Below are 20,673 nucleotides of genomic sequence, written 5' to 3'. Positions count from 1 at the left end.
CGGCGGTTGGTCAACACCGCCCGAGGGGGAATTTCGTGAGTGTGGTTTCGGAAATCGAGGGTTCGCGCAGGCGAATCATGATGTCGCGCAGCGTGTCCTATACGCTGCCCGCCGTGGTGGCGGTGGCGCTGGTCTCGGCCGGATGTGGCACCGCCACCCCGAAACCGGCACCGCGTGCGGCGTCGACCACCCTCACGACCACCTCGAAGCCGCCGCCGACAACGACATCGCGGGTGACCACCACGACCTCGACCGCCGCCACACCGGCGTCGGTCGGTGTCTGCGTGGACAAGACGACCAACGTCCGCGTGGCCGACGACCAGTGCGACACCAGCGATACCACGTACTCGCGCTTCTGGTATCAGCACACCGATACGTTCGTCTACCCGGCGATCGGCGTCGCTGTCGCGCTGGCGGCGGGCAGTTTCCTGCGCCCGACCAGCGGCGACGTCTTCGATCGCGGCGCACCCACCAAGGGTGGCAGCATCGCGCGCGGCGGGTTGGGCAAGGCCCGCCCCGACTCCTCCGGCGGGGGCGGCAGCGGCGGGTCCTAGTCCTCGCCGGGCGCGGCGGTCTGTAGCCGGCCGACCGGTTCGGCCGACTTCGCGCCGCGGTGATGATCGACGAGCACGTCGTAGATCTCCGCGAGGGTCGCGAGCTGGTCGCGATCGAGGACATCGATCATGTGCTTGCGCACACTGCGCACATGGGCGGGCGCGGCCGTGGTGAGCAGTTGCCCGCCGGTGGGGGTCAGCTTGGCCACGGTCCGGCGCTGGTCGTGCGGCATCGTCTCGCGGGAGACCAGACCGCGCTTCTGCATGCGGGTGATCTGGTGCGAGAGCCGGCTCTGCGACCATTCGAGCGCGCAGGCCAGGTCGGCGAAGGTGAGTCGCTGACCTGGTGCGTCGGCTAGGTAGACCAGCACGGAATACTCGACATAGCTCAGGTTGGCTGCCCGGCCGGCGTCGCGCCCGATCGCCGCGGCGATCAGGTCGCGGGTTCGGACATAGCCCAGCCAGGCACGCATTTCGACATCATCGAGCCACTGTGGATCGGTCACGATCGAGCTCCAGATTCTGAAGGTGCAGGCTTCGGATTGAACGGTGCACTCCCGCCACCGCCCGGAGAATGGGTAGCACCGTTTGGGTTGAACGTGCAACCTCGATATTAGTTAGGGTAGGTCAGGAACCTCACATAGGGTTGCCTAACCGTCGTGCGGGTGTGGGTGGTCGATAGGCTGCGGATTGCTTTGTGACCAGCCATGCCTGGTGCTCCGCAGTGTTGCGGTGCCCGCCCTGCCCGAAGGAGTGCGATCCGTGACCGCGCCGGAGTTCCGCTATTCCGATCTGCTGCCCATCGGCGCCGACGAGACGCCCTACCGCCTGCTCACCAGCGAGGGGGTCAGCACCTTCGAGCACAACGGGCGCACCTTCTTGCAGGTCGAGCCCGAGGCGCTGCGGCTGCTGACCGAGACGGCGATCCACGACATCAGCCACTACCTGCGCCCCGCGCACCTGCGGCAGCTGCGCAAGATCATCGACGACCCCGAGTCCTCGGGCAACGACCGCTTCGTCGCGCTCGACCTGCTCAAGAACCTCAACATCTCCGCCGGCGGCGTGCTGCCGATGTGTCAGGACACCGGCACCGCGATCGTGATGGGCAAGAAGAGCGAGGGCGTGCTCACCGGTGCCGACGACGCCGAATGGCTCAGCCGCGGCATCTTCGACGCCTACACCAAGCTGAACCTGCGCTACTCCCAGCTCGCCCCGATCACCATGTGGGACGAGAAGAACACCGGCACCAACCTGCCTGCCCAGATCGAGCTGTACTCGACCGAGGGCGACGCCGACAACCCGGTGTACAAGTTCCTGTTCATGGCCAAGGGCGGCGGTTCGGCCAACAAGTCGTTCCTGTACCAGGAGACCAAGGCCGTCCTGAACCCCGAGCGCATGCTCGAGTTCCTCGACGAGAAGATCCGCTCGCTGGGCACCGCGGCCTGCCCGCCGTACCACCTCGCGGTGGTCATCGGTGGCACCAGCGCCGAATTCGCCTTGAAGACAGCGAAATACGCCTCTGCGCACTACCTGGACAACCTGCCCACCGAGGGCTCGATCACCGGTCACGCGTTCCGCGACGTCGAGCTCGAGGAGGAGGTCTTCCAGCTCACCCGTGAGTTCGGCATCGGCGCGCAGTTCGGCGGCAAGTACTTCTGCCACGACGTGCGCGTGGTCCGTCTGCCCCGCCACGGCGCCTCCTGCCCCGTCGCGATCGCCGTCTCCTGCTCGGCCGACCGCCAGGCGCTGGCGAAGATCACCAAGGACGGCATCTTCCTGGAGCAGCTGGAAACCGAACCGGCCCAGTACCTTCCGGAGCAGACCGCCGACATCCTCGGCGGCGACGTGGTGCAGATCGACCTGAACCGCCCGATGGACGAGATCCGCGCCGAGTTGTCGAAATACCCGGTCAAGACCCGTCTTTCGCTGACCGGCCCCTTGGTCGTGGCCCGTGACATCGCGCACGCCAAGATCAAGGAACGGCTCGACGCGGGCGAACCCATGCCGCAGTATCTGCGCGACATGGCCGTCTACTACGCCGGTCCGGCCAAGACGCCCGAGGGTTACGCGTCGGGCTCCTTCGGCCCCACGACCGCGGGTCGCATGGACTCCTACGTCGACCAGTTCCAGGCCGCGGGCGGCTCGATGGTGATGCTCGCCAAGGGCAACCGCTCGGCCCAGGTCACCAAGGCCTGCAACGAACACGGCGGCTTCTACCTCGGCTCCATCGGCGGTCCCGCCGCCCGTCTCGCCCTGGACTGCATCAAGAACGTCGAGGTCCTGGAATACGCCGAACTCGGCATGGAAGCGGTCTGGAAGATCGACGTCGAGGACTTCCCCGCGTTCATCGTCGTCGACGACAAGGGCAACGACTTCTTCGCCGAGACCTCCAAGCCGATCGCCCTGCGCGTGCGCACCCGTTCCAAGGAACGCGTGTAGCCATCCGGTCGTCGATACCCCGGTGCCCACTGCGGTGAGCGCCGGGGTTTCGTCTGTTCCGCGGGCCCGGCGACGTCCGCCACCCCGGTGTAATGTGACGCACGACATACGGTGTACAGCCTGACAGGGGTGCGGATTGGCGAGCGGTGGAGTTCCCCGGGGGCGGGCGACGCGCAGCGCGAAGCTGGGGCAGTTCGCCGCCGGGCAGGCGGTGCGCGAGGTCGGGCGCCGGCTGTCGATGATCGGGCGCACCGACGAGGCCCGTGAGGTGCTGGCGGAGCGGTCGGCGATGATGAAGGCGCAGCAGATCGTCGCGGTGCTGGGGAGCATGAAGGGCTCGGCGATGAAGCTCGGGCAGATGGGCTCGGTGCTCGATCTCGACTTCGTTCCCGAAGCCCATCGCGAGCAGTTCCGCGCCCAGCTCGCGGCCCTGCAGGACCGGGCGCCCGCGATGCCGTTCGCGACGATGCGGCAGGTGATCGAGGACGATCTCGGCCCCTTGGCCCAGACGTTCGCCGAGTTCGGTGAGACATCGATCGCGGCGGCGTCGATCGGGCAGGTACACCGGGCGCGACTGCACGACGGACGCGTCGTGGCGGTCAAGGTGAAGTATCCCGGGGTGGAGCGCGCCGTCCACGCCGACATCAGCAATCTCGAGTTCCTCGGCAAAATGGCCAGAACAGTGCTGCCGAGCATGGCCGACACCGGTGTGCTGGAGGAGGTCGCCAGCAATCTGCGCAGCGAACTCGACTACGAACGCGAGGCTCAGACCCAGCATCGGGTCGCACGGCGCTATCGTGGCCATCCTTTCATCACCGTGCCCGACAGCATCGAGGAATTCTGCACGCACAATGTGCTGGTCACCGAATTCGTCGAAGGGCATCCGTTTTCGCACATCCAGACACTGCCTGCCGCCGAGCGGGACCGGCTCGGCGAGCTGATCTACCGCTTCTACATCGCCGGTCTGTTCGCCGACAACGAGTTCTGTGGCGACCCGCATCCCGGCAATGTGCTGCTGGCCGCCGACGGCAAACTCGCCTTCGTCGATTTCGGCCTCTACAAGGAGATGGATCCGGAGCACGTCGAGTTCGAGCGCTCGGTCCTGCGGGCCGCCGCGGAGGGCCGCGGTGAGGATCTGTTCGCCGCGTGGCTGGGCCGGGGGATCATCGACCCCGATTCCGAGGTCACCGTGGAGGAGAGTCTGGCCTACGTCTGGGCCGCCACCGGCTGGCACCTGCTCGACGAGGAAGTCACGATCACCCCCGAACTGGCCACCGGCGCACTACTTCTCGCCGTCGACCCGAGAGCGTCGGACTTCCAGGGCATGCACAAACAGCTGCTGCCGCCCGAGCACGTGTTCTCCCGCCGCGCCGACCTGTTCACCTTCGCCACCCTCGGTCAGCTGCGCGTTACCGCCAACTGGCATCAGCTCGCCCGCGAATGGCTCTACGACGAACCCCCGCAGACCGAGATCGGCCGGGCGATCGAGCAGTGGCGCCGTGGTCTCGACGACCGGCCGGGTCGATAGAATCCGCCTATGAATACTGTGCTCGGCCGCGTGGCCGACCGGATCCTGGTGACCGTGACGGCCGCCGCGGCCGTCACCGCCGTCGGCATCGGCGCCGCCGACGCCCAACCCGAGCCGCGCGAGCAGTTCCAATCGGCAGCGGGCACCGAAGGCCTCGACCCGCCGCTCGCCGCCGCCTACACCCTCGCCGAACAGCAGGCGCATGCCGAGGACGTGCCGCTGTCGATCACCTCCGGTCATCGCACCTACGAGCAGCAGCTGTGGCTCTGGCAGGACGGCCTGGCCACCTACGGCAGCCCCGAGGAAGCGCGACGCTGGGTGCTGCCGCCGGAGGAGTCCACCCATGTCTCCGGCCGTGCCGTCGATGTGGGCCCGCAGGTGGGGGCACAGTGGCTCGAGGACAACGGCAACCGGTGGGGACTGTGCCGGACCTTCGACAACGAGTGGTGGCATTTCGAGCTGGTGACCGCGCCCGGTGCGCCGTGTCCGCCGCGGGTACCGGACGCGAGTCAACGCTAGAGCCGAACCCCGTCAGCGCAGCCCGGCGAAGAAGGTCCGGATGTCGGCGACGTGCGCGGTCGGTTCTTCCATCGCGACGAAATGGTTGCCCGGATTTCCCGACGGCCAATGGGTGATCTTGTTGCCGCGATCGGCGAGTGTGCGCATAAGCGGTGAACCGCCACCGTAGACGCCGGTCGGCACCAGGTTCTGGTCGGTGGGCCAGCCGAACCCGCCGCCGGTGCGCAGCCCGTCGTACATCGGCCAGGACGAGGTGCCGGTGGTCTGGGTGAACCAGTACAGGGCGATATTGGTCAGCAGGTGGTCGCGCTCGATCACGTCTTCGGCGCGGTCGGCCATATAGGCGAACTCCTGGAACTTCTGCATCATCCACGCCAGCAGTGCGACCGGCGAATCGTTCCAGCCGAGGGCGAACGTTTGCGGGGCCGCCCGCAACAGGGCGTGGTGGTCGACGCCGCCCGTCATCCACTGCTGCATCTGCGCCCACTGCGCACGATCCTCGGCCGACATCGCGGGCACGTCGGCCTCGGTCGGCATGCCGATCCCGCCGTCGAGATGCACACCGATCACCTGTTCCGGCGCGGCGAGCGCCATTTCCGGCGCGACGTAGGCGCCGAGGTCGCCGCCCTGCGTGCCGTAGCGGTCATAGCCGAGGCGGTCCATCAGAGTGGCCCACATCGCGGCGACCCGTGCGGTGGTCATGCCGGGTTCGCGCGGCGCCGCCGAGAAGGCGAAGCCGGGGACGGACGGGATCACCACGTCGAAGGCGAGTGCGGGATCGAGACCGTGAGCGCGCGGATCGGTGAGCGGGCCGACGGTGCGGGTGAACTCGACGAACGAGTTGGGCCAGCCGTGGGTCAGCAGCAGCGGCACCGCGTCGGGCTCGGGGGAGCGCACGTGCACGAAATGGACGTCGAGGCCGTCGATCTCGGTGATGAACTGGGGAAACGCGTTCAGCGCGGCTTCTTGTGCCCGCCAATCGAATTCGTTCGCCCAGTACGTGGCGAGCTCGCGCAGGTACTCGGTGGGGATGCCGCGTTCCCAGCCCTCGCCCGGCAGCGGAGCCGCCCAGCGCGCCCCGCTCAGCCGGTCGTGCAGATCGTCGATGTCGGCCTGGGGGATGTCGATGCGGAACGGGCGGATGGTGGTCATCGGGACTCCTCGTCGTCGGTGTGATGTCGACGTTATCGACCATCTAGGACAGTTCTGGTCCTAGATGTGCGCGAGAATGGAAAACATGACCGACACCGCCGCCCGCCTGCTCCGCCTGCTCTCCCTGTTGCAGATGCCACGGGAGTGGCCGGGCAGCGAACTGGCCGACCGGCTCGGCGTCACCGATCGGACCGTGCGACGCGACATCGACCGCCTGCGCGACCTGGGCTATCCGGTAGTCGCCGCGATGGGTGCGGCAGGCGGCTACCGTCTCACCGCGGGCTCGGCGCTCCCACCGCTGATCCTCGACGCGGACGAGGCCGTCGCCGTCGCGGTGGGGCTGAGAGTCGCCGCGGGACAGGCGGTCGCGGGCATCGAGGACGCGTCGGTGCGAGCCTTGACCAAACTCGAACAAGTCCTGCCCGCGACACTGCGCAGACGAGTGCGCGTGGTCGGCGCGGCGGTCACGGTCCGAGCGGGCGAGGGCCCCGCCGTGGACCCGGAGGTCCTCACCACCCTCGCCGCCGCCGTCACCAACCGAGAACGACTCCGCTTCACCTATCGCGACGCCACCGGCGCCGAATCCCGCCGCCACACCGAACCCGCGGGCGTCGCCGCCGCAGGCCGCCGCTGGTACCTCGTCGCCTACGACCTCGACCGCGACGCCTGGCGCAGCTACCGCGCCGACCGCATCGAAACCCCCCACCCCACCGGCGCCCGGATCGCCCCCCGCGACCTCCCCGCCGCCGACCCGGCCGACTACGTCGCAGGCCGCCGAACCGACTGGGCCACACCCGAATACCAGGTGGATGTCACCATCGAAGCTCCACGCGGCCGAATCGCAGGCCGGCTCGGCGAGGAACCGAACACCCTTCGCGCCGACAGCAACACCACCTGCCGCCTCACCGCCACCCGAGACGACGACCCCACCTGGCTCGCCGGACAACTGACGTCCCTGGGAGTGCCGTTCCGCGTCCATGATTCGCCTGAACTGACCGCGGCATTGCGTGCCCTCACGAGTCGCTTGCAAGCCGCCCTGGGTGATCGAGCGACCGCCCGTGCTCGTTCGAGCGTCTCGGATCGTCACCGATGAGGTTGCCGCCATCGACCATCTGCCCGTGCGGAAAGCGGCCCGGTAACTCTCCCCATCTGCACCGGGTTCGACAGCCCGGTGCAGGTGCGGAGAACACTCAGGGGCGGGCGGCGACGGCTTCGACCTCGAACAGGACGTCGGGGGTGGCGAGGCTCGCGACGCCGATGAGGGTTTGGGTGGGAGGGGTTGTGCCCCAGTTCGCTTGGACGGCACCGGCGATGGGGCCCAGTTTGCTGACGTCGTGATTCACGACGTAGGTCCGGAGCTGGACGACGTGGCTGAGGTCGAGGTCGTGGGCGGCCAGGGCGGTGGCGATGTTGCGGAAGGTTTGGTCGACCTGCTCGGTGAAGTCGGGGGAGACGACCGCGCCGTCGGGTCGGGATCCGTACTGTCCCGAGACGAGAACCAGTTCGGTACCAGCGGGGATGACGGCGGTGTGGCTGTAGCCGAAGGGGGTCGGGTCGTGCAGGCCGTCGGGGTTGACGATGGTGTGGCGCGCGTGGTCGATGTTTGTCATGGCGATGAACCTGCCAGGAATACACGACATCCTGTGTCGTGTATTCCTGGCATAGTTTTTCGTATGCGAGCTGACCGGTTGGTCTCCCTGGTGCTGCTGCTGCGCCGGCACGGTCAGCTGTCGGCGGACACCCTGGCCCGCGAACTGGAGGTGTCCACCCGGACCGTGCTGCGCGATATCGAGGCGCTGTCCACGGCGGGCGTTCCGGTCTACGCCGAACGGGGCAGGCACGGCGGGTTCGCGCTGCTGCCCGGATTCCGGACCGAGCTGACCGGGCTGAACCACGAGGAGGCGCTGGCCTTGCTGATCGCCGGATCACGGCGTGGCGCACAGGCATTCGGGCTCGGCTCGGCGCTCGCGTCGGCCATGCTCAAGGTGGTCGACGCGCTGCCCGAAAGCTATCGGGAGACCGCGAGCGACGCGGCCGAACGATTGCTCATCGATCCCGAGACCGATCTGCTCTCGCGCCGGTTGGATGCCGAGGAGCTGCCCGACACCATCGTCAGCGAGGTCCGGCGCGCGGTGCTCGCCGGACACAAGCTGCGCATTCACTACGCCGCCGTCGACCAGAGCCCCGCGTGGCGCACGGTGGACCCGATCGGCCTGGTCACCGTCCGAGGCCGAGGCTACTTGCTCGCCACCAGATCCGGCGCGGACCGCACCTACCGGCTGTCGCGGGTCGTGGCGGCCGAGGCGCTCGCCGAACCGGCCCAGCGACCGGACCGGGTCGATCTGGACCGGGCTTGGCAGGAGCGCAGCGCCCGCTTTCGCGCAGGCGGCGATCTCGTCACCGTACGGGTTCTGGTCGATCCGGCGCGGCGCGAGGAGTTGGTCGGCACCGCGGTGGCTGTCCACCGCGAAGAAGCGGACGACGACGGGCGACTATGGCTGGAAGTGGCCTTCCAGGATCGCCGACACGCCGAATGGGCGATGTGGCAGCTCGCCGCGAACGCGGAAGTCGTTGCCCCGCAGTGGTTACGCATCACCCTGCGCGACCGTGCCGCAGCGATCGCGGCCCGGTACGCGGTGTCATCAGAACGATGATTCTCTTCGGCGCGCGCTGGGCGAACCCGTACCGCTGATCAGCCCACCGGAGCGGGTTCGCCCGGCATCCCTTCCAGGGTCAACCCGCCCTCGATCGTGTTGGGTACTCGGCGGCGGTTGGGGGAGCCCAGCGCCGTGGTGAGGTCGCCGCCGTCGTGTTCGGCGAGAAGCTCACCGCTGTCCCAGACGAGAAGGGTCGCGCTGACGGTGTTCTCGGCGGTGGAGTGGGCCAGGTCGTAGTGCGCGCAGCCGGGGACGTGGGCGTAGGTGATCCACAGGTCGTAGCCGGTCATGAACAGGTCGAGGTCGAATTGCACACTGAGGCGGAGCAATTCGCTGCGACCGTTGTCGTCGACGCCGGCGAAGGCTTCGTCGAGAGCGAGTAGGCGAGGGGCCTGCGGGTCGGCGGAGTCGAGCATCACGTGGGCGGCGGCGAACAGGGGCAGGTGCAGGGAGACCGACTGTTCGCCGCCGGAGAGGGCGCTGTGCCGGGCGACGGTGAGCTTGTCCTCGGTGCCGTCCCCGGAGATCAGCGTGAAGGAGAAGACTCGCCACGTCCGGTAGTCGAGGGTCGCGGCGAGGATTTCGGGGTACGAACGCTCCGGGTGCGCGGTGCGGGCGGCGCGGATCTCGGCGGCGAAGTGGGCGCGCACCGAGCCGAGGTCTTCCGGGCTCAGGGCGGTGGTGTCGCGGTCGAGGAGTTTGCACATGGAGCGCGCGGACTCCGACAACCCGTCGGCGAGGATCCAGTGCACACCGATGGTGTTGCCCGACGACATCCGCCGCTGCTTCATCTCCGCGCCCATGCGGGAGATGAGTTCGCGAGCGTCGGTGGTGCGTTCGTGGATCTGCTGGGCCAGGCCGGTGAGCAGCGCGTCTTCGAGGATGCGCCGCTCGGCATCGGTGAGCAGCAGTTCCTGGTCGCGGCGGGCGGCGTCGATGCGGGCGGCGAAGTCGGCCAGGGCGGCCTGGCCGTTCTCGTCGTGGACGGCGACGACGGTGAGTCCGTCGGCGGCGTCCCAGTTCAGCCGGTAGTCGCGGCCGGAGGCGGTGAGCGCGGCGTCGAATTCCTGGAGCGCGGTGGTGACCGCGGACCGGGTGGACTTGCGACCCGCCTCGGTGGCGCGGACCTGGCTGGTGGCGGTGTCGAGGTCGGCGAACAAGGCGGCCACCTCGTCGGGCAGCACCACCGGGTCGGTTTCCGGCCCCGCGGCGACGATGCGGTACAGCAGTTGCTCCGGGGTGGACCACGCGGCATCGCTACTGGGCCAGCGGTGTTCGACCGAGGCGCCGAGCAGGCTCAACAGGTCGGGTCGGGCGTACGGGGCCAGTGAACGCACCTCGGCGAGCACTTCGGTGAGTGCGGTGGCGAGCGCTTCGTTGGCGGTCCGGGAGGCCGCCTCTGCATCGCCGACCGCTTCGATGGCGGCATTGGCGGCCTTGCGCGCGGCCCGCTGCTCGGCCTTGGCCGCCTCGATGGCACCGCGGGCCAGGTCGAGATCGCGGTCGATGTCGGCGGCACTGGCGCCCAGCGCTTCGCGCAGCGTTTCGAGTTTGCGCTGCTGCTCGGTGTAGCCAAGTCGGGCAGCCTCGGCCTCTTCGGCGAACGCCTCGGCCAGTGCCCGCGCCTCGTCGTGCCGGTCGGTGCCCTCGCGTTCGCGTTCGCGCTCCCGATCGTGTTCGGCGCGTAGGCGGAGCAGTCCCGTACCGGTGTTCTCGAAATGGCGGATCGCGGCGGCCAGCGCGTCGAGTTCGCGTGCCTCGCGCGGGGTTCGATGCGCTTGGGCGGCGGCACGCACCTTCTTGTCCAGGGCCGCGACTTCGGCGACGGCCTGGTCGAGTTCGCGCTCGGACTGGGCGGCGGCCTCCACCCTCGACCGCATCAGGCCGGCGGCCTCGGACACGGCACGCAGGGCAGACGTCACCGCCGACGGGCGCGGCAGTGCCTTGGCGCCCGCCGACAGCGCGGCCAATTCGGCAGTGGCGCAACTATCTTCGTCCCTCGCCGCCTGATGCTCGGCAGCAGCGGCCTCGATCGCCGCCTCGATTTCGGCGAGCCGGGACTCACGTCTGCGCGCTCGCGCGGTGGTCCCGATGAACTCGGCTTCGGGCTTGTGGTGGTGGCCGACGAGAACGCCCTGCCGGAAAGTTCCAGCGAGGCCGACCACGACCTGCGGCGCGGCGGCGGTGGTCAGCGCGGTGAGGGTGGCGCCGGTGACCTCCCGGGTGGCATCGCCGGACACGGATCGTTCTGCGTCCGGCGTGTCATCGGTCGTCGTGCCCGGCTGTGCGGATGTGTCGTGGAGGGCGATGGAGACCAGCACCGCGGCAACGGTCTCGGTAGGCACGGTGAGATCGGCCGAATCGTCCTCGACGACAAGGACATCGGCGAGAGTACGGCCGGACGGGCGCTGCTCGATCGGCAAGGGGAGCAGGAAGTGCTCGGAGTCGATGCCGGCGGGCAGACTCGGGCCGCAGATCCAGCTGTCGAGAAGACCGCTGGACTGCAGTGCCGCCTCGATACCGGCCGCATCCCGCGGGGACACCGAGTCGGCGAATCGCACCAGCTGCCAGAGCGGCGCACCCGGAAGTCCTTCGCGGACACCGGTTCTGGCGGGATGGGACGGGGGAGCGTCGTCGCGCTGGGCGGCGATCTGTGTGCGTTCGGCGACCAGTGCATCGCGGCGCACAGCAGCGGCGGCGGCACGGGAGCGCGCCTGCTCACGGCGGGTGCGGATCTGCTCGCGCAGCGGCTCGCACCACTCGGACAAGACCTCGGAGGCGGAGGGAATGTCCTCCACGCCCGCACCGGCCATGGCGGTGTCGAGCGCTGCGAACAAGCCGGCGGTGGTGTCGGACGTCACCTTTCGGCGACGTTCACCTTTTCCGTCCTGTCCGTCGGGATTCGTGTCCGAGCGGCCGTCGTGCGCCCCCGGTTCGGTAACGGCCCCGAAGATCTCGCTGTGCGCGTTCCACCAGGTGCGCAGGGCGGCGGCGGATTCGCTGCGGGCCAAGGCGACCGCGGCTTCGGCATGGGCGACTTCGGCGGCGGCCGAGTCGCGCAGTTCGACGGCGCGTTCGGCCAGGCGCTCGGAGCGGGTGCGGTCGGCGGCGGCGGTGTCCCACTTGCCCACTGCTTGTCGCACCGCACGCACGTCGGCGTCACGTTCCTCCGCGTGGCCGCGCACCGCCGCGGTGAACTGGTCGCCGCGGCCCTCGGCGCTCGGCGGGGTCCATTCGATGCCCGCCTCTTCGGCGGCGGCACGGACCGCGTCTTCGCCGCGGACGAGGGCGGCGGCCGCTGTGCGGACCGCTTCGGTGGCGCGAGAGGCTTCCTCGGCGCGGCGTTGCAGCGTGTGCGAGGCTTCGGCGGCCTTGTCGCGGTGGGCCGCGGCGGAGGTTTCGAGGCGGCGGACGGCGTCGGCCAGGTCGTCGAGTTGCTGTTTGCCCTCGTAGGCGCTGGAGCGCTGGAGATTCTCGCGGTCGGCGATCGCCTGCTCATAGGCCTGGTCGGCGTTCTCGGCCCTGGTCTCGGCTTCGGTGCGGTCGGTGTCGCGGCGGGTACGCAGGGCGGTCGCGGCGAAGAGCGCGGTGGCGGCGTTGGTCACGGCATCGAGGCGGGCGCGGAGCTGGTCGACGTCCGTTTTCGCCTGTACCGCAAGGTATTTGCGGTACACATCGACGAATCGGCGAGTGGCGGTATCGGCTTGGACGAGCCCGTCGAGGGTGCGGCCGACCTCCTCCATATCGCTGAACGAGCGTGCGGCGTCGAGGATCAACTGCTCGTCGAGGGGCCGAAGGCCGTCGGTGAGTGCCTGGGAGAGACCGCGCGGGTCGAGATTCTTGGCGAGCTGGGGCCTGCGCAGGGTGAGGATCAGATTGATCAGCTGGTCGTAGCGCTGCACACCGAGCCCGAACATGCGCGCGTCGATCGCCGCCCGGTACTCGACGGGCCGGTCCACGATGGCGTCGCTGCCGATCTGCTCGGCCAACTGCTTGCGGGTGAGCGGGCGGTCGTCGGGACCGATGAGCGAGAAGTCGACCCCGGCGCGGCCGTCGGCGACGAAGTACCAGCGGGTCACCTTGTCCGACGAGCGGGTGGCGCGCATGCCGATGCCGACGGTGACGGTCTCCGGGTCGTCCCAGCTGCCGCGCGCGAACTCCATCCACACATACGAGTAGGCCGATTCCTGCTTGCGATAGAGCAGATTCGACTTCATGGTGCGTTCTTCACCGGCGAACGGGTTCAGCCTGCGTGGTTCGATCCGTCCGTCCAGGACGAACGGGAACAACACTTCCAGGGCCTTGGTCTTGCCGGAGCCGTTGGGACCGCGCAGCACCAGGCGCCCGTCGGCGAAACTGAACTCCTGGTCGCGGTAGTCCCACAGGTTGACGATGCCGGCCCTGGTCGGGACGAACCGCACTCCGCCGTGAATGAGTGACATGCTCAGACCCCTCCCTCTCCGGTGCTGCCGTCGGTATCGGCGGCGGTGACGAACAATTCCTCGGCCTTGCGCACCCGCACGGTGACCACCGCGCCGCGATATCTGGCCAGCGCGGGCAATACCAGCAGCCCGTCCTCGACCGGCCGGATCAGCCGCAGCTTGGTGAGCAGCGCGAGGACCTCGGTGGTGAGCCCGCCGACATCGGCCTGCCACTGGGCGGCGAAGGTCGCGCCGTAGCGGTCGGTGAGCGCGGTGACGGTCGTGCGCACCCAGGCGTCGTCGAGGAACGGATAGGTGACGGGTTCGAGGTCGTCGATGTCGTCGGTGAAATCCGGGGCCGGCGTGCTGGTTTCGAGGTCCTCGGCGAGCGGGGCGAACACGCCCGCAGTGGGGATGGACGCATCGAGGTGCTCGAGCAGGGTGTCATCGGGGGTGAGCGCGCCGGGGCGCCGGGGGATCGGGTTGTCGATGTCGAGGACCGTGTCGGCGATCTCGCCGATCAACAACAGCGCTACCTGTGCCAGGGTTCCGGTGCCGGGGAAGCGGGTATCGGACAGCCGTCCCGAGTTGTCGATCAGCGCCACACCTTCGGCCCGGCGTTCGGCGCGCAAGCCGGTGCAGTGTTCGACCTCGCCGACCAGTCGGTCCTGGCCGAGCAGCGCACCCTCGGCTGCCGACAGTTCGTCGAGATAGACGACGGGGCGCTCGACGAGCGCCCGGCGCACCCGGCGAGCCTGATCAGCCTGGTCGGTGTCCTCGGCCAGCAACCCGCGCACACTGTGTAGATGCTGCAGTGCCCGTGGGGGCCGGAACAGCGCGAACACCACCGGGCGGTCGATGTCGTAGAGCGCCTCGCCCGCCTCCGGGTCGCTGGCCCAACCGCCCGCGTCGCCGTCGGCCAACGTCAACGCACCCCGCGCGCCCAGCCAGCCGACGGCATCGACGAAGGCGTCGCGATCGGCGGCTCGCTCGGTCGACAGGTCGAGTCCCTCGATCCGGCTCGCGTAATCGGCGACGTGCTCGGCCAATTCGGACAGGGTGATCTGGTCGCCTGCCCGGCCGAGCGCGGCCAGCGCCAGTGACAGATAGGCGTAGCGGCGGCGGTCGAAGACCCGATCGTTGACGCTGCGGGCGGGCCGGGCGTCATCGAGCCGATCGTGCACCGGGTAGAGCCGGGCCGTGGTCTCGGTGACCTCCAAGCGGTAACCGAACAATTCGGCCAGATCCTCGCGCAGTTCCGTCGCCCACCGCCGAATCAACGGCAGCGCGATCCGGTCGGGATAGACCCGGGTGACCAGGTGATTGGCGAGCATCACTCGCGCCGCCCGCTGATAGCTGTCGAGAGCGAGCGCATCGATCCGTTGTCGCTTCACAGTCTTGCCCCTCGTGCCGACGTCGGTCGCGCCGCCCGGAGTCGCACCGAGCGATGGTCGCCGAAATCGGGCGAGTCGATGCGCAGTCTCATCGCGCGACCCCGCGGCGGCTCGACTCGCGTACTTCGAGGCGACGGTTGTTCAGATGGAGCAGCCCCGCCGCGGTCCGGATGACCGTCGACCCATCGCAGGGGCGCACTGTCAACGTGACGCCGTTGTCGGAACCCGTTGTGCCGTCGACCTTTCCGCTCACCGGAACCCACGCGGTGGAGGCGGCGTCGATCAGGCGCAACAGCACCTCGGTCTCACGCTGATCCAGCACTCGGTCGTGCACATTGCCCTGGGACAGCGAGGCGGCGGCCGCGGCGCGTTCACGCTGTGCCGCCAGTTGGGCCTCCCGCAGCCGCCGCACGCCCGCGTCGTTGCGCGCGATCCGGGCCGGGGCGCCCGCCGTGGGTGCGCGACCGGTTTCGGCGAGCGTGCGGGAGATCTCCAACGGCGGTGCTTCCCACCAGGATCGGCTGGTGGGGATCAGCTCCGCGTCGGGATGTTCGAGCGACAGGTGGCGCGGCTTGCCCAGCCCGAACACCGCGTCGTAGAGCGCGTGCGCACTGCCCGCGCTGGGGGTGGCGACGAACCATTCGGCCAGATGGCGCAACGCCGATTCCCGGCTGACGCCACCTCGGCGGGTCTCGGTGACCCTGCGCAACAGCGACAGCACCGCCGCGATCGCGCTCATCGTCGCCTCGCGGAGCCGATCGGCCTCGCAGGTTTCCGACGACTCGGTGCCCGCGGCGACGAACCAGGTGCGCAGCCCGTCCCAGCGGGAACGCCAATCCGCTTCGCGTTCGGCGAGACTCAGCAGCACCCGCTCGTCGCACCCGGCCGCGCGGCCGATCAGCTGCTCGACGCCGGTCTCCTCGACTTCGCCGATCGCCGCAGCCAGCCGCGGGGCGAAGCGGGCCAGATCCATGCTGAACTCCCGCATGTGTGCCAGCAGCGCGTCCTTGTGCGCGAGGAAGGATTCCGGCGTGATCTCGGTGGTGCGCACCAGGTCGCCCAGAGACAGGTAGAAGTGCGCGGCGCGCGCGGCCATGTCGGTGAGCGCGGTGTCGAGCCTGCGCAACGTGGTGTAGACCCGCTCGGCGTCGCCGTCGCGGTTGGCGGCGGAGAGGGTGCGCAGGTCGGCGAGCAGCTCGGGCAGCACCAGCCGCGACAGCGACGCGTCCTCCATCCGGGCCGCGAGCACCCCGGCCACCGCCCGGTAGGCCTGGAACCCGGCCTGCGCGAACTGGTAGACGTAGTGCCGGTTGCGGTACTCGGCCAGGGTGGCCGCGCGGGTGCCGTCGTAGCTGCGTTCGAGCACACCCCAGCGATGCAGCTGCTCGAGCAGGGGACCGATCTCGACCGCGGGCAGTGGGACACCCGCGGCCGCCTCGGCTCGACCGCCCGCCTCGGCTCTCGCTATCCACTCGGCGACGTCGTCGGCGTGCAACAACACCACGTAGGCAGCACGAGCGCTGTCGAAGGCGCGCAGCACCCGCAGGTAGTCGGCGCGCTTCTCGGCGGTCGCGAACGAGAACAACCGCAGACGCTCGTCCCACAGGGCGGGTACGGCGCTGGGCAGGCCGTCGGCGGAGTCGGTCACCGTAGACAGGTTAGTGGTGGCCTTCGCGTGCTCCGCCGGACCCGTCCCCGATCGGCGTGGCATCGCCGCGCGAGCTCATCCGACATTGAGCGATCGCAGCTGCTCGAGGAAGGTTTGGGTGCGGTGATCTCCTGGGTAGCGTTCGATGATCTCCCTGGCCGCCTCGCCCGCGATCCACGCCAGCGACGGCAGCGACTTGCGCCCCGCGGAGAACGCCGCGACACCCTCCTCTACCGCGCGCTCGAGATCGCGATCGCGCACGGCCACGACGGCCAGGGTGAGCCGCGCTTCGGAGACCCGCATGGGATTGCGGACCGAACCGTCCGGTCGGGTCGAATCGCTGATCACCTGCTGGGCGTAGCGCTCGGCCAGTCGATCCTGGCCCGCCACCCGGCAGCAGTCCATCGCGTAGAAGTCGAATTTCGTGGCGTCGACGACGAAGTGGTTGTCCAGATCGGCCGGATGACCCATCCGCGACAGGATCGCCCTGCCCTCGTCGAGGGCGGTCTGCACATTGCGGCGATCACCGAGCCGGGCCCAGCCCTTGGCGCGCTGCGCCGCCAACTGCACCCCCACACTCGACGACGTGGTACCCGTCATGGCCTTCTCCGAGACATCGATCGCGCCACGGAAGTTGCCCTGGGTCAACGCGAACCACGCCGACATCTCCGCGGCCCACCCGACGATCTCGGCATTGCCTGCCTCGCGGCCCAGCGAATCGGCGGCTCGGCGGGTGGCCTCGGCGCCACCCCGGCGGCCCAGATCGTAATCGACGCAACCGACCAGCAACGCGACCCAGCCTGCCAGGACGAGGATTTCGCGATGCTGGCTCAGCGTCAGTCTGCCGTCGAGCAGGGAGGTGATCCGGCGCAGCCACGCGGTCCCCTCGGTGTGCAGTGCGTAGGGGTCGGCGTAGGCGTATTCGCAGCACAGCCTTTCGGCGGTGATCCGCACCGCGTCCAGGGTGGCGCTGTTGACGTCGGACATTCTGAGTCGTCCGATGAACTCCAGAGTGTCCATACCGGTTGCCGATAACAGCTCGTCATCACGGTTGGGACGGGACTTCGGGAAGAACGCGGCGGGGACGGTGTCGAACGCGGCCGCGATGATCGGCGCGTAGAACTCGTCAGGTCGCGATTCCCCGGATTCCCATCGGCGCCAGTTGCGCAGCAGGGTACTGTCCGTCGGCAGGTTGTGGGAGGACTTGGCACGCATAGCGCGAACGGCATCGGCTTGCGACCACCCCCTCGCGTCACGTTCCGAGCGCATCCGAACAGCCCAGACGGGTCGATCATCAGTTGCGGTCACGGCGGTAGTATTCCACCAGTTAACGTTCGGCGTCCCGGATAGGGCATGTAGATGTCATCGGATTGACATCTGCTGCCGGGGGCCATGATTGTTCATGATGTAAGCAGGTACTCGGCTCGACAACCGGATGCCGGCTTTGCAGGAGAGCTTGCAGGGCAACGAAGTACCCCCGCGTGGCGTGCCGCGCGACGCGGGGGGATCGGTACACGACAGGTCCGACAACAGAACAGCGATCCCAATCCAACGGAGGTTCGGGTGGAAGCGTTGATCTATGGATACTTGCGGGACGATCTGGCTGATGGTCAGAGCGACCAATTGGAGGATGCGCTACGCAGCCTCGCGCGGACCGCGGGCATGTGTTTCGCCGCGACGTTCCACGAAGCACCCGCGGGTGACGGTGCGGCGTTCGCCGAACTCACCCAGGAATTGAAGCGGGCCGATGCGCACCACGTGGTGGTGCCGTCACTCGATCACCTTACCGGCCAGACGATTCCGCGTGACCTGCTGATCGCGAAGCTGGCGCACGAGGCGGCCGCTCAAGTGCTGACCCTGGAGCGTTAGCCATGGGATCCGATGCCTGCACCGATCCACCATCTCGGTAGCGGCCGCTCCGGCGGCCAGGCAGGCCACCAGTGCGAGCAATCGCTGGTCGCCGAACGCCGGGTACACCTGCCAGTGCAGCAGGTACGCGAACAACGAGCTGTCGGCCACCGCCACCGCCACTACGGCGACGACGGCGGGCACGCGCAGCGCGGGCAGCCAGATCAAGATCAGAATGCCCGCCATGACAAGGCGTTCCCGCTCGGTGACGCCGAAATATCCGGGCACACAAGCCAGCAGCACGGCGCTGACGATCAGCCGCTGCCAGACCGCCGTCGCCTTCGCTCCGGCCCAGCCGAGAACGAAGTACCAACAGGCCAGCGGTGACAACGCGATATCGCGTTCGGGGTAGAGCCCGAACGAATGCCAGCGCAAGACCAGGGTGAGGCCGAGCAGGCCGAGGGCGAACCAGAACGGCGCCCGCCGCTCCCACCCGTCGATCCGGGGGACCCGGATCAGCAGCGCGCAGGCCACGGTGCAGTACACGAGCACTTCCAGGAACCACAGGTGTCCCGCCGTGTCATTGCGGGGACCGAGGATCTTGTTGAGCAGCAACACATTCTGCCAGCCGTAATAGCCGGGTTGCCAGACCATCGTGATCAGGACCCAGAGCGCGGTCGGCACCGCGATCATCGCCACGGCCCGCCCGGTGAGTCGCAGTCGCCGGGCGGGTGGGGCCGAACTCACCGCGAACCGGGCGAAGTTGTAGCCCGCCACGGCGAGCAGCACGTGCGCGGCGCCCCAGAGTTCGAACAGCTGGATGTGCGAGCCGAGGATCAACACGATCCCGATCGCGCGCAGAGCCGTCGAGGAGTCGAGCGCCCGGCCGAAGCGGGCGCGGGTACGGGGAGCTCGCCCCAGGTCGGCGATCGAACGCTGTGGCCAGTCGGTGGGCAGGGTACCGAGCACCCGCTCGAGGCGTGCCGCCACGGTGACGTAACTCAGCGAACTGCCACCCAGGTCCGCGAAACTGTGTGCGGGCGAGATCGTCTCGATCGGCAGGCCGAGGGCGTCGGCGTAGATCGCGCCGACATCGTCGCCCGGGCTCGCCGGTGTGGTGGCGAGCGCGCGCACCGCCGGATAGTCGATTTTGCCGGTGGCCAGCCGGGGCAGCTCGTCGACGACGGTCACGCTGATCGCGGTGGCGGGCAGGCCCGACACCTGGGCGATCAGTCGCGCGGCCGCCACCCCGTGCGCTCGGCGCGAGGTCGCCGACGCGGCCGGGCGGGGGAGTATCGCCGCGATCACCCGGCTGCCGTCGTCGGTGCAGGCGGCGACGAAACCGGCTGTGGCCAGCTCCGATTCGACGCGGCCCAGATCGATGCGCAGACCGAACAGCTTGGCGAAGCGGCTGCGCCTGCCGACGACCTGGTACAGCCCGTCGGGCGTGCGCCGGGCCAGATCGCCGGTCCGCAGCGCGTCGACCGTGCGGCCCAGTGCCAGGTCGGCCGAGTGGCGGGCGTAGCCGAGCATCACGTTCGGGCCGTGGTAGACGAGTTCCTCCGCGGCGCCGTCGTCGACCGGTGCCAAGGTGAAATGCCCGCCCGGGACGGGGATCCCGATGCAATCGGGGTGCTCGTCCGCCGATTCCGGTGGGAGATAGGCCATTCGGGCGGTGGCCTCGGTCTGGCCGTACATCACGAAGAACCGCCAGCCCGCGGCCGCGCCGAGCCGCGCGTAGGCCCGGACCCTGGCCGGCTCGAGTCTGCCGCCCGCCTGGGTCACATACCGCAGAGCGGGCAGCGACATCCGGGCGAAGCCGATCCGGTCGAGGAGATCGACGGTGTAGGGCACCGCGGCGAACGAGGTGGCCCGGTGCGCGCGGAACTCGTCCCAGAACTCGGGCTCGAGCACGGAGCGCTCGGTGAGCAACAGGCTCGCGCCGCGCAGCAGATGACTGTGGACCACCGACAGGCCGTAGCAGTAGAACAGCGGCAAGGTGGTCGCCGCGCGGTCGTCCGGGCCGATGCCGAGGTACTCGGCGATGGATTCGGCGTTGGCGCCGAGATTGCGCGCCGACAGCCGCACCAGCTTCGGCGACCCGGTGGACCCGGAGGTGCTGAGCAACAGCGCCAGCTCCGGATGCAGCCGGTGCGCCGACCGCGCGCGGTTCGCGATGACCCGACCGCGGTCGATGATCACATCCGGGTCGTAGGTTGCGGCCAGTTCGCCGGTGAGCTCGCCGGTGAGCAGGACCGCGCATCCCGCGTCGAGCGCGCCGAGGTAGGCGACGAGGGAGTCCAGATCGTTGCCCGCGGTGAGCGCGACGAGCCGGCGGACCGGTCCCAGTTCGGCCGAGAACTCCGCGACGCGGTCGGCGAGCTGGGCGTAGGTCACCGAGGTGACGGTGGCGGCGGACGCGGGCCCCACCGGGTGCAGCACCGCGACGCGGTCGTCGAAACCACGCAGATGGGCGAGGATCGGCAGGGTCGGCACGCGAAAAAGTCTAGGTG

At 69.2% G+C, this 20,673-nt stretch carries 15 protein-coding genes; 7 read left to right on the top strand and 8 right to left on the bottom strand.

Annotated elements, in window-relative coordinates:
• Positions 1-35: 35 nt before the first annotated feature.
• Positions 36-554, top strand: a complete 519-nt coding sequence (locus ACWDXS_RS13910; protein ID WP_378988228.1) for a hypothetical protein — start codon at positions 36-38, stop codon at positions 552-554.
• Here ACWDXS_RS13910 and ACWDXS_RS13905 read toward each other — a convergent pair.
• Positions 551-1,060 carry a MarR family winged helix-turn-helix transcriptional regulator gene (locus ACWDXS_RS13905; protein WP_378988225.1) on the bottom strand — a complete coding sequence of 170 codons (510 nt, stop codon included), beginning with the start codon at positions 1,058-1,060 and terminating at the stop codon, positions 551-553. The genes ACWDXS_RS13910 and ACWDXS_RS13905 overlap by 4 nt on opposite strands.
• A gap of 256 nt (positions 1,061-1,316) precedes the next feature.
• Here ACWDXS_RS13905 and ACWDXS_RS13900 point away from each other — a divergent pair, with 256 nt between their 5' ends.
• The 3 genes from ACWDXS_RS13900 (at position 1,317) to ACWDXS_RS13890 (ending at position 5,040) form a co-directional block, all read left to right on the top strand.
• Complete coding sequence (locus ACWDXS_RS13900) at positions 1,317-2,993, top strand: fumarate hydratase (RefSeq protein ID WP_378988222.1); 1,677 nt, start codon at positions 1,317-1,319, stop codon at positions 2,991-2,993.
• 136 nt (positions 2,994-3,129) lie between these two features.
• Positions 3,130-4,521: an ABC1 kinase family protein gene (locus ACWDXS_RS13895; protein ID WP_378988219.1), complete on the top strand. Its 1,392-nt coding sequence runs from the start codon at positions 3,130-3,132 to the stop codon at positions 4,519-4,521.
• Positions 4,522-4,530: 9 nt separating this feature from the next.
• Positions 4,531-5,040 carry a M15 family metallopeptidase gene (locus tag ACWDXS_RS13890; RefSeq protein ID WP_387443241.1) on the top strand — a complete coding sequence of 170 codons (510 nt, stop codon included), beginning with the start codon at positions 4,531-4,533 and terminating at the stop codon, positions 5,038-5,040.
• 12 nt (positions 5,041-5,052) lie between these two features.
• Here ACWDXS_RS13890 and ACWDXS_RS13885 read toward each other — a convergent pair whose 3' ends face one another.
• The gene (locus ACWDXS_RS13885) at positions 5,053-6,192 is read right to left on the bottom strand and encodes an epoxide hydrolase family protein (RefSeq protein WP_449965567.1); all 1,140 of its coding nucleotides are present in this window, start codon (positions 6,190-6,192) and stop codon (positions 5,053-5,055) included.
• Between the two features lie 85 nt (positions 6,193-6,277).
• Here ACWDXS_RS13885 and ACWDXS_RS13880 point away from each other — a divergent pair, with 85 nt between their 5' ends.
• Positions 6,278-7,285, top strand: a complete 1,008-nt coding sequence (locus tag ACWDXS_RS13880; protein ID WP_378988210.1) for a helix-turn-helix transcriptional regulator — start codon at positions 6,278-6,280, stop codon at positions 7,283-7,285.
• 97 nt (positions 7,286-7,382) lie between these two features.
• Here the strand turns inward: ACWDXS_RS13880 and ACWDXS_RS13875 are convergent, their stop codons facing one another.
• The gene (locus tag ACWDXS_RS13875) at positions 7,383-7,802 is read right to left on the bottom strand and encodes a RidA family protein (RefSeq protein WP_378988207.1); all 420 of its coding nucleotides are present in this window, start codon (positions 7,800-7,802) and stop codon (positions 7,383-7,385) included.
• Positions 7,803-7,865: 63 nt separating this feature from the next.
• Here ACWDXS_RS13875 and ACWDXS_RS13870 point away from each other — a divergent pair, with 63 nt between their 5' ends.
• The gene (locus tag ACWDXS_RS13870) at positions 7,866-8,846 is read left to right on the top strand and encodes a helix-turn-helix transcriptional regulator (RefSeq protein ID WP_449965562.1); all 981 of its coding nucleotides are present in this window, start codon (positions 7,866-7,868) and stop codon (positions 8,844-8,846) included.
• A 38-nt stretch (positions 8,847-8,884) separates the two neighbouring features.
• Here the strand turns inward: ACWDXS_RS13870 and ACWDXS_RS13865 are convergent, their stop codons facing one another.
• The 4 genes from ACWDXS_RS13865 to ACWDXS_RS13850 all read right to left on the bottom strand — a co-directional run bounded on the left by ACWDXS_RS13865 (position 8,885) and on the right by ACWDXS_RS13850 (position 17,527).
• Entirely contained in the window at positions 8,885-13,291 is a 4,407-nt protein-coding gene (locus ACWDXS_RS13865; protein ID WP_449965559.1) for an SbcC/MukB-like Walker B domain-containing protein, read from the bottom strand.
• A 2-nt stretch (positions 13,292-13,293) separates the two neighbouring features.
• Positions 13,294-14,664, bottom strand: coding sequence for a TIGR02678 family protein (locus ACWDXS_RS13860; protein WP_449965556.1), 1,371 nt, complete (start codon positions 14,662-14,664; stop codon positions 13,294-13,296).
• A gap of 88 nt (positions 14,665-14,752) precedes the next feature.
• Positions 14,753-16,312 carry a TIGR02677 family protein gene (locus ACWDXS_RS13855; RefSeq protein WP_449965553.1) on the bottom strand — a complete coding sequence of 520 codons (1,560 nt, stop codon included), beginning with the start codon at positions 16,310-16,312 and terminating at the stop codon, positions 14,753-14,755.
• Between the two features lie 75 nt (positions 16,313-16,387).
• Complete coding sequence (locus ACWDXS_RS13850; RefSeq protein WP_378988192.1) at positions 16,388-17,527, bottom strand: XRE family transcriptional regulator; 1,140 nt, start codon at positions 17,525-17,527, stop codon at positions 16,388-16,390.
• A gap of 348 nt (positions 17,528-17,875) precedes the next feature.
• Between ACWDXS_RS13850 and ACWDXS_RS13845 the strand changes: the two genes are divergently transcribed.
• Entirely contained in the window at positions 17,876-18,181 is a 306-nt protein-coding gene (locus ACWDXS_RS13845; RefSeq protein WP_301901081.1) for a hypothetical protein, read from the top strand.
• On the opposite strand, the gene ACWDXS_RS13840 is transcribed toward ACWDXS_RS13845, so the two are convergent.
• Complete coding sequence (locus tag ACWDXS_RS13840) at positions 18,083-20,656, bottom strand: AMP-binding protein (RefSeq protein WP_449965548.1); 2,574 nt, start codon at positions 20,654-20,656, stop codon at positions 18,083-18,085. The genes ACWDXS_RS13845 and ACWDXS_RS13840 overlap by 99 nt on opposite strands.
• Between the last annotated feature and the right edge of the window lie 17 nt (positions 20,657-20,673).

It is taken from the genome of Nocardia sp. NPDC003183, assembly GCF_053590715.1.
The sequence above is the reverse complement of the archived record's forward strand: the minus strand, read 5'-3'. Positions and strand labels throughout refer to the sequence as shown.